The organism is Desulfosarcina sp. (assembly GCF_055467485.1).
Genome location: NZ_JBUOIV010000088.1, coordinates 1 through 14,104 on the forward strand (window position 1 = coordinate 1; position 14,104 = coordinate 14,104).

Consider the following 14,104-nt stretch of genomic DNA (forward strand, 5'->3'; position numbering starts at 1 on the left):
ACGCTAATGAATAATCAACAATCATGTTGGAGAAAGGAAAACACCCATACGGCGAAGCAGTCGATTACCTTGGCGACACAACGCTCCCCTTGCCCTGAGACCCTCGAATCGATCACATCGGCGATCTCCATCCGCTACTGTTTCGATGACGATGTTCTGACTGTCGAGTTCGATCGCAGTGAAGTTTCCGACTATTTGTCGGCTGTAAAAGTTCGGGGTGTTATTGACGTGGTTGTCAAGGGCGAGTTCACGCTGACGCGGGCCACGGTTTCCGGTGTGAACGCGTTCTTGACCGAAAGCGTCATCGAACTTGAAGAGGAGGGCCAGTTTTTATCAATCAGCCCGGATAAAGGCAGATAGTATGGCCCTCCATGGAAGTGCGCCGCAATCATGCCCAGTACCAGACAATTCAACCAGACGCTCACCGAGAGTCGAAGAATCATGATCGATCGCCGGGAATTCATCTATTTCGCGCATATTCCGGAGCGAAGGTGCTTCCCCGACAGGCGCTCTCAAAAAGACCGCAGAAAGGCCGGTCGCCGACAACCGGCCGGGCGGCTTGGCCATTCGTCGACGCACGGCAGCATGATCATCCCCTTTCCGACTCAACGCACCGGCGATTGAAGACCCACCCGCATCGCGGATCGATGGCACCCGCAGAATTTGAATGGCAATGTATTCACTGCTTTGATTTTACTCACCCATAACCTGACGGAAGGTGGCCATCATGCTATACAAAAACTACCCAATTGCATTGGTTGCAGTGTGTATTTGCGCCGGATGCCTGGTATTGGGCATTACACCGGCAACTTGCGGTGCGGCTGCACTGACGACGTTCGTGACGGACGATTTTTCAGGCTCAGGTGTGTGTGCATTCTGCCACAGCCGCCTGGTTGACAGGGCCGGCAACGATGTCTCCAACGACGCCCAGTGGCGATCCACCATGATGGCCAATGCGGCCAAGGACCCACTGTGGCAAGCCAAGATCAGTGCGGAGGTCGACCTGGTGCCGGACGGTCTCGGTTTAGAGCAGGTGATCCAGGAGAAATGCAGCCGTTGCCACATGGGCATGGCGCGCTATCAGCAGCTGGCCGATGGCGACACGAAAAAAGACATCTATGTTCTCGATACCGGATTCCTTGATCCGGCCCACTACCTGCACGAGGCCGCCATGGACGGCGTCTCCTGCACGCTGTGTCACCAGATCACCTCGGAAAACCTGGGAATGGGATCAAGCTTTACCGGCCAATACGTCATCGACACCACCACGGTCAGCCCGGACCGGGTGCTGTTCGGTCCCTATGTGAGCCCCCGGCTGGATCCGATGCAAACAAACGCTGGGTTTTTGCCCACCGATCACGCCGCCGACGGCATGCAGTTGGCCGATTCGGCCCACTGCGGTACCTGTCACACGCTCTACACGCCTGCATTGGATGAAAATGGCGGCTACCTCAAGGAGTTTCCCGAGCAGACCACCTACCTGGAGTGGGAGTACAGTCAGGTGGACAAAACATGCCAGGACTGCCACCTGCCGGATGCCGTGGGATCGGTGGTGATCAGCAACCGGCCGCTGCGGCTGGCGGCGAGGGAGCCCTTCGGCCAGCATCACTACGTGGGCGGCAACAGCTATATGGTCAACCTGCTCAAGGACAAATCAGCGGAGCTTGGCGTGACGGCGGATGCCAACCATCTGGACGCGACCATCTTGCGGACCCTGGCCCAACTCCAGGAAAACACCGCCACGGTGGAAGCATCGGCTTTGTTATCGGATTCGACGCTTGAGATCACGGTAGACGTGACCAACCTGGCCGGGCACAAGTTTCCCAGCGGGTTGCCTTCGCGGCGGGCCTGGCTGCATGTGACGGTCGCTGATGCCGGTGGAAACATCCTGTTTGAATCCGGTGCGCATGCCAACGACAGGATCGCCGGCAACGATGCGGTCGAGGGGCCGCTTGACTTCGAACCACACTACGAAACGATCACCTCCCCCGACCAGGTGCAGATATACGAACCCATCATGCTAAACGATGAAGGGGCGGTGACCTACACCCTGCTCAGGGCCTGGGAATATGCCAAAGACAACCGGCTGCTGCCGGCCGGTTTCGATAAAACCAACGCCTACGCGGACATCGGCGTATATGGCAAGGCTTTCGATGATGAAAACTTCACCGGCGGGTCGGATCAGATCGTATACGAGGTGGACGTATCCGGTTCATCCGGGAGGCTGACCGTCTCGGTGGAACTCCTGTTCCAGACCCTGTCCTACCCGTTTGTCCAGGACTTGAAAACAACCAGGACGGATTTGGTCCAAGGGTTCACGAACCTCTACAAGCCGAAGGACAATGGCCCCGTGGTGATCGCCGCCGTGCAGGTTTCGCCCGAGTAAACGAGGTGATTTGGTTGCCGTTGCCACAATCAACCGGTCCGGCAAGAAGGCGGCCGGAAAAAGGCGGGTGTCGCTGCGTTGCCGTTTGGCGGCCATGCCATAATGCTGCAGGCCATGGGCGGATCGACACAACGACGAAGCTATTCCAAGGGAGGCATGTCATGCGATCAATCAAGGCACGTCACATTGTTTGGGCATTGATTCCCGTCATCCTGATTTTCGGATGCGGCGGCGGTGGCGGTGAAAGCTCGAGCCCTGCGACGGGCACGCTTTCGCTCAGCCTTACCGACGCGTCCACGACGGAATACCGCGCGATATACGTGACGGTTGATAAAGTCTTGGTGCACAAGGATGGCGTGTCCAGCGGGAATTCGGGTTGGTTCACCGTTGCGACGCCCGGGCAGACTTACAACCTCATCAAATTGGTAAACGGGATCTCCGCCATTCTGGGCGAGAGCGAACTCGAGGCCGATCGATATCAGCAGATCCGGCTGATGATCGGGAGTGAGCCGGAATCTGCGACCAACATCCTGGGTGCACCCCATCCGTATGCCAATTACGTCATTCTGAACGATGGGGCAGATACCGTGAAAGAGCTGAAAATACCCAGCGGATTTCGATCGGGACTCAAACTCGTTCACAGCTTCATGGTGCCGGCAGGCACGGTCGTTGAGCTGGTCCTGGATTTTGATGCCTGTCGGTCGGTGGTGCGAACCGGAAGCGGCAGATACCGGTTGAAACCCAGAATCAAAGTCCTCGAGGCGAAGGACAAATCGGTTGTCTATGGCGTTGTCACCGATACCGGGACCGGTTTGCCTGTAACCGGTGCACTAGTATCCGCTCAGATCTCAGACGGCCTGTCCGCTTCGGTCGTGCGATCCACGTTGACATCGGATGACCCCGGCGAGGAGGGCTATTTCAGCATGCTCCTGTCGCCGGGTCAGGAATACCAAATCGTCGCGTATGCCGATCAAAAAGTGGGGCCTGACGGCTCAAAAGCGATGTATTCGCCGGCCTGCGGCTGGATTACGGTTCCCGACCACGGTCCCACCAAGGTCTATGTCAGCCTGTTGCAAACAGATTTTGGCACCATCTCCGGGAATGTGTCGCTAAACGGCACAATCGATCCCGACAACCCGCCCGTCGTCCACATCCAATTCTACCGGATGATGGACTGCGGTTACGTGGAAATCACAAGCCTTCCCATGAGCCCGGACACGGAAACGCAGACCCTTGAATTTTCGATCGATCTGCCTCTGGGCACCTACGATGTCGTCGCAACGAGCGACGGATTGACGCCCGACACGGCACCGTCAGCGGAACTGTCATCCGCTGGAGAGGAAGTGCATGTGGATTTAAGCTTGTAAGACCTGCGTCCTGCTTGCCCATTGCTATTGAGCGTGTCCCCGTTTGATCCTGGTTTTCCATATACGGAAACACGAAGGGGACGGCCATGGCGGCGCTTTTTGTTATGGGTGTTTTTCACTATTCCAGACGATAGAGAATGGGCACGATAACTCTGGCTTTCATGGGAGGGGCAGGGAAAGGACAGGCATTTTCAACGGTTTTCAAGGCGCTTTTATCGAGAAGGGAAATGCCGCAGCTTTTCTGGATTTCAATGCTGTCCGCACGGCCATCGGGGTAAACCGTGAAAGCGACGAGTACTTTACCGTGCCAGCCGCGTTTTCGTGCGATGCTGGGGTAGCAGAGGCTCTCCCTCAGACGACTCCGAATGGAGTTGAAATGTGCCTTGAGATAGAGGTTTTCCCCGATGCCGCGTGGTGTCCCGCCGGAGTCCGCATGGTTGATGGCCGGAGCGTCCCGTGAACCCGGGTCCGTACCGTCGGAGAACCGCCCGGGCACACTTTTTCCAGTGTTCATTCTGCTTTCCGCCAATCGACCCGGGCCGGCAGCAGGCAGGGTGATTAAGTTGCTGCCCGGGAAATGTGCGCGAACTGGAAATCGATTTTCATCCATACGGTGAAGATTTCCCGCGGCCTGCCGTGGGGAGGATTCAATCGGTTGATCGGGGGTGATCTTCTGTTCGTGAACCGGTTCAACCGTCTTTTTCCGTTGCACGGTTTTAGGCATGATATGTTTTGGCAAAGTTCTGTTCTTTAGTATTTCGGGTGGATTCTCCTTAACATTCCGATGGGTTGCAGACGACTTCCCGGCGACGGGCCTTTCTTTTTCCAGCAATGGGGGCGACTCTGCCGACCCCCTCGGTCGTTTACCGGTAGCCAAAGGCGGGGGGGGACATGCGCGCGACAGGGTGGAGGACTCCTTGTTCATGGGTGACTGGTTCTCTTGGCCGCCAGGGGAAATTTCAGGAAGCAACGCTTTAGACCTGGACCGTTTTTCATCGTATTCCGAATCGCCCCCTTCACCCGGGCCGGCCGTCGCCAAGCCACCACCGCAATCGAGGCTGAAATCAAGAACCACGGTTTTAGCCGGCGGTGTGAGTCCCTGACCCATCCAGAAGATCATGATCGCGGCCATCCCGTGGACCATTAAGGAGATAGAGATGCCGCTGAGTTGCGCCCTCATCGTCGGCTTTCTGTTTGCAGGTGGATCCGGGTGAAGCCGAGAGCCTTCACCATATCCAGCACCTCCACGAAAGATTGAAGCGCGATGGTGCGATCGGCGCGTATTAGTACCGCCGAGGATCGTTCGACATTCGCGACCGCTTTTGCAAGGTCGGCCAGGGTTACCGCCTTCGCATTGAGATAGATCCGTCCATCCCGGTCGATTTCGATGACCTGGGATTTCATTGACTCCACGGATTTGCCCCCGGCCTTGGGAAGATCGACGGGAATGATCCCCGACGCGATAAACGTGGAGGTGGTGAGAACGATGGTCAGCAACACCAGCATGATGTCCACCAGGGGGATGACGTTGAGGTAGTCGAATTCCTTTTCATCCATTTTCGATCTCCCAGCGCATCAGCAGCACTTTGACCCGTCTCAGGAGCAGGTTGTAGGCGACGATGGACGGTATGGCGACCACCAACCCAACCGCCGTGGCTTTCAGGGCGAGGGCGAGCCCTACCATGATCTTTCCGGTGTCCATAAAACCCTCTACCCCCATGGAGTAGAAGGTCATCATGATCCCCATGACAGTCCCCAGAAGGCCGATGTAGGGCGCATTGCTGCCGATGGTGGCGATGATATGAAGCTTCCCGGACAGCTGCAGTTCCAGGGCTTTTTTATCGGAAAAATGGTCCACGCGAATACGGCGGTAGACAATAAGCCGCTCCGCCGCCACCGACAGAGCGACGACGCTCATCAGGAGCAGAAATCCGATCACCCCATAGTCGATCAGTTCTTTAACCCATTCCATCGGACTCCTCCTTTACACCCCTGATCTTTTTACCGATCAGGATCAAGACGACGCCCAGACCGACTCCGGCACACCCGAAACAGGCGGCGCAGTTGCCGTTGCAGCGTGAAAGCGGAAGCATGCCGGCCAGGCCGCCGGAGGCCCCGATCAAAGCGTACAGGATTTGCCGTTTAGCCTTTTTCATATACTGGCGTTCCCTTCGGTGCAGGCATCGGAAGAAGGGACTTCCCATAGTCGATGGCTTCCCTGTTGCACGCGGTTTTACAGGCTCCGCAGGGCATGCAGGAGAGGGCATCGATTCGGGCGGTCCGGTCTGTCATGTCGATGGCCCACGTGGGACAACTGTCCAGACAGTCACCACACCCGTTGCACCTGGCGGAATGGACCGATATGCGCCGTCCCCACCGGACCCCGGCCCGGTTTGACAGTCCGTCCAGCGCCCCGATGGGGCAGATCAGGTTGCAATAGGCCCTTCCCCCTTTGGCCAAAAAACCGAGCAGGAGCACCAGTCCCAGGTTGATCAATCCGGCGGTCCGTAAAAAATAAGCCAGGTCCGCCCCTGAAAAGGGGGCCCCGATCATGCGGGGGATGGCGGCGAAGTTGCAATAAGAGCAGCAAAGACTGCCCAACCCCAGCGCCGCGGCCCCGAAATAGACCGACAGGTACCCATACCGAAAGGCGGGCGCGGGAATTTTGGCATAACTGATTTTCAGGAACCGGGGCACCAACCAGCTTCCCAACTCCATGGCTCCCCCGATGGGGCAGAGGTGGCTGCACCAATACCGGCCAAAGAAAAAGGTGCTGAGCAGGATGCCGAAGACTGATGCCACCCCCATGTAGCTTCTCAGATATCCCATGAAATAGGCGTCCATGGCAGCGCCTTTGCGCCATACGAAAAACATGCGGGGGCACCAGGTTCCGCAGAAATTACTGTCTCCGGTGAACTGGAACAGGAACGACAGCGGCGGAAGAAACAGAACCATCGCCAGCGCCATTATCCAGTAGCGGTGTCCACCCGGAACGGTCGGTTTAGTGATGTGCGCCCGATGCATGGGCATCCTCCTTTCCCTTGAAGACAAGGGGCACTTTCAGTACCGGTTTTTCGGTGCGGGTGTCGTAGAAAGACAGGCTATATTTGCCACGGGGGGTGTCTTTTCCATTGTATCGTTCCGGTTCCGTCCGAAATGATGCCAGGCATCCTTCCCCACAGAAATAAAGGACTTTCCCCTGATAGGAGAAAGAGAGGTCACCTTCACCCACGGACATGCCGCAAACCGGGTCCGAGGAGAAAGAACCCAGGAGCACCCATAAGGCGAGACGATCCCCCGGATGCAACCCGTAAAGGATGTCGTCCCGAAAATAAGGCCGCCGCCGCAACCCCAGATCGACCACCGGTTTGGAAAATCGAAGATCGTAATCCAGGGGCGGGTCGCCCTCCAACAAGACCCGGACATCACCCCGGTAGGGCGGCAACACCGTTGCCGTGGTGATCTGGGCATAACGATCCCAGCCGCTCTCAAGAAAGGAGGGGTGGCGGGTCTTACCCCCGTTGACGGAGATGAGCCCGATGGCGTGGCTCGAATCCCCCCAGCGATACACTGCGGCAGCCAGGGAAATGAGGACCGCCAGAACAAATGTGACAACTGATCTGATGCGCACGATTCCCTCCTTTAGAAACGATACGCCAGCCGCACGATAAAGGTCCGCGGCGCCGCCGGAGTATAACGCTTGACCCCCTGGGTGTCCTTTTCGACCTCCACGGCGTAATATTTGTCGAAGAGGTTGTCCACATTGAGCGTTACCTGATAGGGTCCCTTTTCGTAGCCGACCATGGCGTTGGTGACAAAATCGTACCCTTCGTACTTCTCGGTATTGGCGTTGTCCACGTAATAGGAACCCCACGAAAAGGCTTCCAGCTTGAATTTTATCCCGGAAGCATGGCGGTAGCGACCGTAGACGGAATACTGATGGGCCGGGATGAATGGCAGCGTGTTGCCACTGCGGTCGATATTGACGACCTCGAAGCCTACCCGGACCGGCTCGGTAAAATCCTCGAACGTATAGTTGGTGTAGGAATAACCGGCGCCGAATTCCAATCCCTTCAAGGCTTGCCAGGGGGGGGACCAGACACCCGAAAACTCGAACCCCCGCTTCAAGGTTTTCCCTGAATTGACGTATTGGCTGTCTCCCCCCGGTCCGATCACCTGGACCACCTCATCCTCTACCGGGGAGTAGTAAACGGCGGAATCAATCGCCCATGACCGGGTTCGGGCTTTGAGCCCCAGTTCATAATTTTGAACGGTCACCAGCTTAAGATCCGGGTTCTCTCCGATTTCTCCCTCGGTTGGCGTCTGAATGCCCTGGGAGAAGTTGCCGTATACGTTCAGCCAGTCGGTCAACTTGAAAGTGGCCCCGAGCCTGGGGCTGAGGCCGTTGAAGTTCTTTCGAACGTCATCGGGATCCTCAGCCGGAATGTACTGCCCCCTGCCGTAACTGTACTCCTCGGTGCGCGTACCGGTGACGTCCATTTTGATCAGGTCGTAACGCAGCCCCACATCGACGATCCACCGGTCGGCGGGCCGGATAGATTCCTGCACGTAAAACCCATACAGATCCACCCGGCGGTCCTGGGTCTCGATCAACTCGCCCTTTCGATCGGAAAGGACCTCGGTGATCCGTCCCCCGGGAGTCGTGGCATAATCGGCGTACCGGTAGTAGTCCGTCTCCTGGTCATCCCACCGTCCGGTGGCACCGAAGGTGAGTATGCCCTTCATACCGGCAAGGCGGTGGTTCCGGTTGACCTGAAGGTCTGCTCCGAAGGTGTTGGTGTCCGCATCGTTGATTCGACCGGTGATGGGATGTTCATGGGTCCACTTGTTCAGGTAGAAAAGGGGCTTGATTTCCCATGGCCCCATTTCCTTGGTGTATTTGGCATTGACGAAAAAAATATCTGAATACCGCCCGGAGTACTGCCAGGGCCCATCCGTCTCCGACGCCTGGCCGGTCTTCTCGTATTCGATGAACTGGCGCTCGTTCAGTTTTCCCGGTAGCTGAAGGTCGGCATCGGTGAATCCGAAATAGGTCTCCAGGGTCGATCCGTCATCGAGCATCATCGCACCCTGAAGGGAGGCCTGGTTGGTTTCGAATTCGTTCCAACGCCGCCATGCGTTCTCCGACTCCCGGCGGCTGCCGCTCAGGGTGTAGTAGACGGTCTCGGCGATGTTGTCGGAATAGGAGAGGTGATAATTTCGGGTGGCGTAGTTCCCGATCCCCACCTTGGCCACGCCGCCTTCCCGCTCGAATGGGCTTTTGGTGGTCATGTTGATGACCCCTCCGGCCGCATTGGCGCCCCACAGGGTCGAATTGGGTCCCTTGACCACCTCGACCTGTTGGATCAACTGGGTGTCGATGAAATCCAACCGGGTCAGGCCGTCGGGGTCGGTGATGGGGACACCGTCAAGCAGGACCATGATATCCCGAACTCCGTACCGTGCCTTCAGACCGGCCCCGCGTATGAGAACTCGAGAGTCGTACCCTTGATTGCGGCTGTCGATAAGCACACCCGGGATCCCCCGAACCGCTTCCTTGATATTGGACATCGGGGTCTCCTGAATGGCCGCTTCGCCGACCACCGCCACACTCGCTGGAACGTCAGCAGTCTTCCTTTCGATTCGCGTAGCGGTGATGCTGACCGCTTCCAATTCGTGTGCGGGAGGCGGATCCTGAGCCTTCAGCGGTTTTGCCAGGCCGCAAAAAGCCACCAGTGCAGCGATGAGAAAAGGGATTGAATATGGTTTCATGATGAATCCAGGGCGAGGTTGTCCACGCATTCAACCTGTCGCCGAACGATCCAGGCGATTGAAAGGTATAAAATCATTTCTAAGATTACGTTTCTCCGGCATGTTCTATCCATGAACCGGCCGACACCCCGGGTTCAGGTGAAAGGTGCTCTTTTTACATGTTTGAGTGGATAAAGGTCTGTCGAATCCGAAATAGGGGATTTCGGTGGAAAACGATAAACCCACGCATGGTCACGACGGCGGAATGCCGTATTTTTGCATCTTGCGGTAGATCGTGCGGCGGCTGATACCCAGCATCCCGGCAGCCTTCGATTTGTTCCAGCGGGCCTTCCGCAGGGTGTGCCTGATGGCCTCGGCCTCCTGGTCGGCATCCACTGCCGCCCGGCCGGGGCCATCCCCGTGCCGGACACGAAACTCGGCCGGCAGGTGATCGTGTGTAATGACTTCGTCGCGGCAGCGAATGAAGGCGTATTCGAGCGTGTTTTTCAGTTCCCGCACATTGCCCGGCCAGCGGTGATCATTGAACATTTCCCACACCTCGTTGGATATATCTTTGATTTTCTTATCGAATTTTCGGTTGAAGAAGGCCAGGAAGTGCTCGACCAGGTGGGGGATGTCGTCCAGACGCTCGCGCAGCGGCGGCAGATGGATCTCCACCACCTTCAGCCGGTAGTACAAATCCTCACGGAACTCTCCCACCGCCACCTTCTCCTTCAGGTCCTGATTGGTCGCCGCCACCACCCGTACGTCCACTTTGATGGGGGTGGCGTCACCCACGCGCTCGAATTCCATGGTTTCGAGCACGCGCAGCAGGCGCAGCTGCATGCGCACCGAAATTTCACCGATCTCGTCCAGAAAGAGGGTCCCTCCATCGGCGAGTTGAAAACGCCCGATGTTGTTCTTGACGGCACCGGTGAAGGAGCCGGCCACGTGGCCGAAGAGCTCGCTTTCCAAAAGGTTCTCCGACAACGCCGCACAGTTGATTTTTACCAGGCGCCCTTCGCGCCGTTCGCCGCAGCGGTGCAATTCGTCCACCACCAGTTCCTTGCCCGTGCCGCTCTCCCCGGTGACCAGCACGGTGGTCTGAACGTCGCTCAAGTCCCTGATCAAGGACCGGGCTTTGCGAATCGCCTCGTTCTTGCCGACGATGGAGTCGTTTTCCTTCAGCACCCTTTCCAGGTTCACGAGGCGCGTCTCATCACGCATCACCAGAACGGCGCCGGTGAGTGCCCGGGCCGGGCCCAGCAGGGGAGAGGCGGTCAGGCTGACGACCTGGCGACTCCCCGAGCCGTTGCGGCACTCGATGTAGCGAATCTCCAAATGGTCGCGGCTTTCAAAGATATCTTCGAGTGCGCGGATGCACTTTCCCTTGCAGTTGCCGGCAAGCAGATGGGCGGGGTTGCCGATGACGGCATCCCGCCCGATGCCGCAGATGCGGGTGGCGGCGTCGTTGATCATGACCACCGCCATGTTTTCGTCCACCATCACGATCCCGTCCCTGACGCTGCTGAAGATCGCCTGGAAGTTAAGACGGCATTTTTCTTTCTCTTCCACCAGCGCTTTGTGTCTGAGCGCCACCTCGGCGGACCGCAGCAGGGTGTTTTCACAGATGGGCTTGATGATGTAGTCCAGGGCGCCCTGGCGAAGGGACTCGGCCGCTGTCTGGATGCTTGGCATCCCGGTGATCATGATCACCGGCACGTTCGTTCCGGTTTTGCGGACCGTTTTCAGCAGGTCGATGCCGGTTCCGCGATCCATGACAACGTCCGTATAGATCAAATCGAATTCGCTCTCCTCGATCCGTGATACGGCCTCGTCGTAACTGGCGGCGCAGGTCACCGTGTAGCCTTGGTCGGCCAGAAACGTGTCGAACGTAAAGCGGATGCTCTCTTCGTCGTCGACGACCAGAATCTTTCCATCCATGGCGGTGTCCTCAGACGCTCTTTTCCAGTTCAACCGGAAGATCGACGCTGACACAGGTAAACTCGCCTTCGAGGCTCTCGATGGTGAGCGCGCCATCGTGATCCTTCACGATGCCATGGCTGATGCTCAGCCCCAACCCTGTGCGTTTGCCGTCGGTTTTGGTGGAAAAAAACGGATTGTGGACCTTGTTGATGATCTCTGCGGGGATGCCGACCCCTCTGTCCCTAAAAGAGATACGCACGCTCGGGGGGCGGCTGGAGTTGACCATGGCCGCCGCGATATCCAGGCGTTTGTCTTCATGGGAGCCCGGGTATTTCTGGTTGAGGGCATGTATGGCGTTGCTGATGATGTTGACGAAGACCTGCTCGATGGCGTGGCCCTGTCCCAGAATGGCGGGTAAACCGGGTGCGATGTCGGTGTGCACCGTGATGTTGTCCTTGCGCATCTGGACGCTTGTCAGGGTCAGCGATTCCGACAGGACCGCTTCGACCGCAAACTGCGTCCTGCCTTCCTCCTTGCGCTGGGCAAACGACAACAACCCCTCGACAATGCGGGCGATGCGGTTGCCCTCGCGGATGATGCGCTCGGCGACATCTCTGATCAGTCCTTTTTCCTCGCTTTTGTTGACCACGATCTGGGCGTAGTTGATGATGCCGTTGATCGGGTTGTTGATCTCGTGGGCCGCGCCGGCCGCCAGTTCGCCCAGGGCGGCCAACTGTTCGGCGCGCATGATGGCTGCCTGGGAGGCCTTTTTCTCGGTGACGTCCCTGATCAAGACCACCACTTTCTTTTCCTCATCCACATCCGTGATCGGCGTGTAGGTCTGCTCGAAACTCCTGGCATCCGGCGTCTCGAACGTGTGCTCCTGAAACTGGCCGCTGGTCATGGCCGCATGCATCAAGCAGGGTTCGCATGGGGCTGTGGCCTGGCGAAGGGCGGTATAGCAGTACTCGCCTTCCGAGTCTCCCAACTGTTCCTTGAGGGCGGCGTTCTGATACTCGATGATGTGGTCGCGGCTGATGATGCAGACGCCTTCCGTCAGGTGGGACAGGATGCGGCCCAGCTTGTCGCGCTCCAGCCCGATGGCATCCTGGGCATTCTTGAGCGCGGAGATGTCGCGAAACGATTCAACGATGCCGATGATCTGTCCATCGGCCCCGACGAAGGGGGTTGCCGTCAGGATGCAGGGAATGGTCGTTCCATCCGCCCGATGCTTGACGACATGGCACTCCACCTTGGGGCTGCCGCCCAGGATGAGCTTGAGCGGGCATCCCTCGGTGCCGCACTTCGACCCGGCGAACACGTCGTAGCATTTATTGCCGATGGCGTCTTTTTCGTTTACGTGGGTCATGCTTTCGAACGTCCGGTTGATTTTGAGGACCTTGAAATCCTTGTCGATCACCCGCATGCCCACCGACGCGGTCTGGAAAATCTGGTCCAGCTCGGCATGGGCCGCTTTCAGGTCCCGTTCCATTTTTTTTTGCTCGCTCAGGTCGAAAAAGGTCTCCAGGAGATGGTCCTTGCCGTCATAGTGCACGCGGGTGACACTCTTTAGAATCGGCAACTCGGTCCCCCCGGCGGTCAGCAGCGTGCGTTCGGACTGGTCGATGATCTGGCCCAGGTTAAGTACCGGGCAATTCTCGTGCTCGCTCGGGCACACGAAATTGTGGCAGACCTGCCCTTCGACCGCCTGCCTGGGAAAACCGATCATTTTCAGGGCGTTGGTATTGGCCCAGCGGATCTTGCGCGACGCCGTGTCCACCAGCATGATTCCGGCGGGGTTGTTCTCCAGGATATGGGTGAGTTCCTGCTCGCGTTCGCGCAGCGCGGACTCTGCCCGCCGCCGCATGTTGATGCTGTACTGGGCGTAAGCGCTGATGACCACCAGGAGGACGATCACCAGGATGCGCTTCCAGATTTCGTGGATGTCGGGGGTCAGGATCTCGCCGAGCAGTCGGCTCTGGCCGAAAAAGAGGACGTGCAGCCAGGATTCGAGAAACCAGTAGACCGTGCCTGCTGCGAGACCGATCCACAAGAAGGTCTGGTTGAAAGCGGGCAGCACGGCAATTCGGCGTATCGGCGACATGTCTTGCCTCCTGATTGGCAGTCGATCGGTAGCGTCCGGCGGCGGTCGGTATCTGCGGCGGCGTGTTGCTGAACATCCGGAAGGAGAGGTGGCGTCTATGCTTGGTTAACCAAGAACCGTGCCACTGGCGGGCGATTTGGCGGGAGTTGTGCCGGCAAGGTAATTTATACTTTCATTTCAGTGGATTGTGTGTCGAACGGGGTCGGGGATGGGCACGGGAACGGTTTTCAGGGAATGTGCCATGGCACATGTTTGTACCGTCACAGGATGTGTCATGACACACCCTGTGACGTTTCGTGGGTGGCGGCCCCTTGCCGTCCGGCAAAACGTCGGCAAAAGGGCCGGTTGGGGTTGGTGTTGACGGTGCAGACTGTCAACCCGATGCCGCAAGACATTGGGTTGGACGATTCTGCCAGTTCACGTTTACTCTTTGACAAACACCAGGTCGTCGTACGGGTAGTGAGTGACCAGCCAGGCTACGATGCCGCCTTCCGGGTTGGTGCCCCAGCCCACGATCCGGGCGGAAGGACCGTTGGCCCCGGCGTTGACCACATCGCTGAGGGCGACGGC

Annotated in this window: 13 protein-coding genes; 4 read left to right on the forward strand and 9 right to left on the reverse strand. The window is 57.9% G+C overall.

Translation table 11 applies throughout. The features are described from left to right. The 4 genes from ACZCED_RS23450 to ACZCED_RS23465 all read left to right on the forward strand — a co-directional run. Window positions 1–360, forward strand: a 360-nt coding sequence (locus ACZCED_RS23450) for a hypothetical protein (protein WP_464861901.1), incomplete at its 5' end; no start/stop codon positions are given. A gap of 30 nt (window positions 361–390) precedes the next feature. Next, complete coding sequence (locus ACZCED_RS23455; RefSeq protein ID WP_464861902.1) at window positions 391–624, forward strand: hypothetical protein; 234 nt, start codon at window positions 391–393, stop codon at window positions 622–624. Between the two features lie 103 nt (window positions 625–727). Next, a complete protein-coding gene (locus ACZCED_RS23460) occupies window positions 728–2,386 on the forward strand; it encodes a hypothetical protein (protein ID WP_464861903.1) in 1,659 nt (552 codons plus the stop codon). 161 nt (window positions 2,387–2,547) lie between these two features. Beyond that, window positions 2,548–3,753 (forward strand): DUF4382 domain-containing protein, encoded by a 1,206-nt coding sequence (locus ACZCED_RS23465; protein ID WP_464861904.1) that lies wholly within the window; start codon window positions 2,548–2,550, stop codon window positions 3,751–3,753. Between the two features lie 118 nt (window positions 3,754–3,871). Here ACZCED_RS23465 and ACZCED_RS23470 read toward each other — a convergent pair whose 3' ends face one another. The 9 genes from ACZCED_RS23470 to ACZCED_RS23510 form a co-directional block, all read right to left on the reverse strand. Then, window positions 3,872–4,267: an energy transducer TonB gene (locus tag ACZCED_RS23470; protein WP_464861905.1), complete on the reverse strand. Its 396-nt coding sequence runs from the start codon at window positions 4,265–4,267 to the stop codon at window positions 3,872–3,874. 662 nt (window positions 4,268–4,929) lie between these two features. Further along, on the reverse strand, window positions 4,930–5,310 hold the full coding sequence (locus ACZCED_RS23475) for an ExbD/TolR family protein (protein WP_464861906.1): 381 nt from the start codon (window positions 5,308–5,310) through the stop codon (window positions 4,930–4,932). Further along, window positions 5,303–5,725 (reverse strand): TonB-system energizer ExbB, encoded by a 423-nt coding sequence (gene exbB / locus ACZCED_RS23480; RefSeq protein ID WP_464861907.1) that lies wholly within the window; start codon window positions 5,723–5,725, stop codon window positions 5,303–5,305. The genes ACZCED_RS23475 and exbB overlap by 8 nt, the downstream gene beginning before the upstream one ends. Beyond that, window positions 5,712–5,909, reverse strand: coding sequence for a hypothetical protein (locus ACZCED_RS23485; RefSeq protein ID WP_464861908.1), 198 nt, complete (start codon window positions 5,907–5,909; stop codon window positions 5,712–5,714). Before ACZCED_RS23485 ends, exbB begins: the two co-directional genes overlap by 14 nt. Beyond that, complete coding sequence (locus ACZCED_RS23490; RefSeq protein WP_464861909.1) at window positions 5,896–6,777, reverse strand: 4Fe-4S binding protein; 882 nt, start codon at window positions 6,775–6,777, stop codon at window positions 5,896–5,898. The genes ACZCED_RS23485 and ACZCED_RS23490 overlap by 14 nt, the downstream gene beginning before the upstream one ends. Further along, window positions 6,755–7,384, reverse strand: a complete 630-nt coding sequence (locus ACZCED_RS23495; RefSeq protein ID WP_464861910.1) for a YHS domain-containing protein — start codon at window positions 7,382–7,384, stop codon at window positions 6,755–6,757. The genes ACZCED_RS23490 and ACZCED_RS23495 overlap by 23 nt, the downstream gene beginning before the upstream one ends. 11 nt (window positions 7,385–7,395) lie before the next feature. Next, complete coding sequence (locus tag ACZCED_RS23500) at window positions 7,396–9,525, reverse strand: TonB-dependent receptor (protein ID WP_464861911.1); 2,130 nt, start codon at window positions 9,523–9,525, stop codon at window positions 7,396–7,398. A gap of 231 nt (window positions 9,526–9,756) precedes the next feature. Continuing rightward, window positions 9,757–11,448, reverse strand: coding sequence for a sigma-54 dependent transcriptional regulator (locus ACZCED_RS23505; protein ID WP_464861912.1), 1,692 nt, complete (start codon window positions 11,446–11,448; stop codon window positions 9,757–9,759). A gap of 10 nt (window positions 11,449–11,458) precedes the next feature. Further along, window positions 11,459–13,534, reverse strand: coding sequence for a PAS domain-containing protein (locus ACZCED_RS23510; protein ID WP_464861913.1), 2,076 nt, complete (start codon window positions 13,532–13,534; stop codon window positions 11,459–11,461). Window positions 13,535–14,104: the final 570 nt, after the last annotated feature.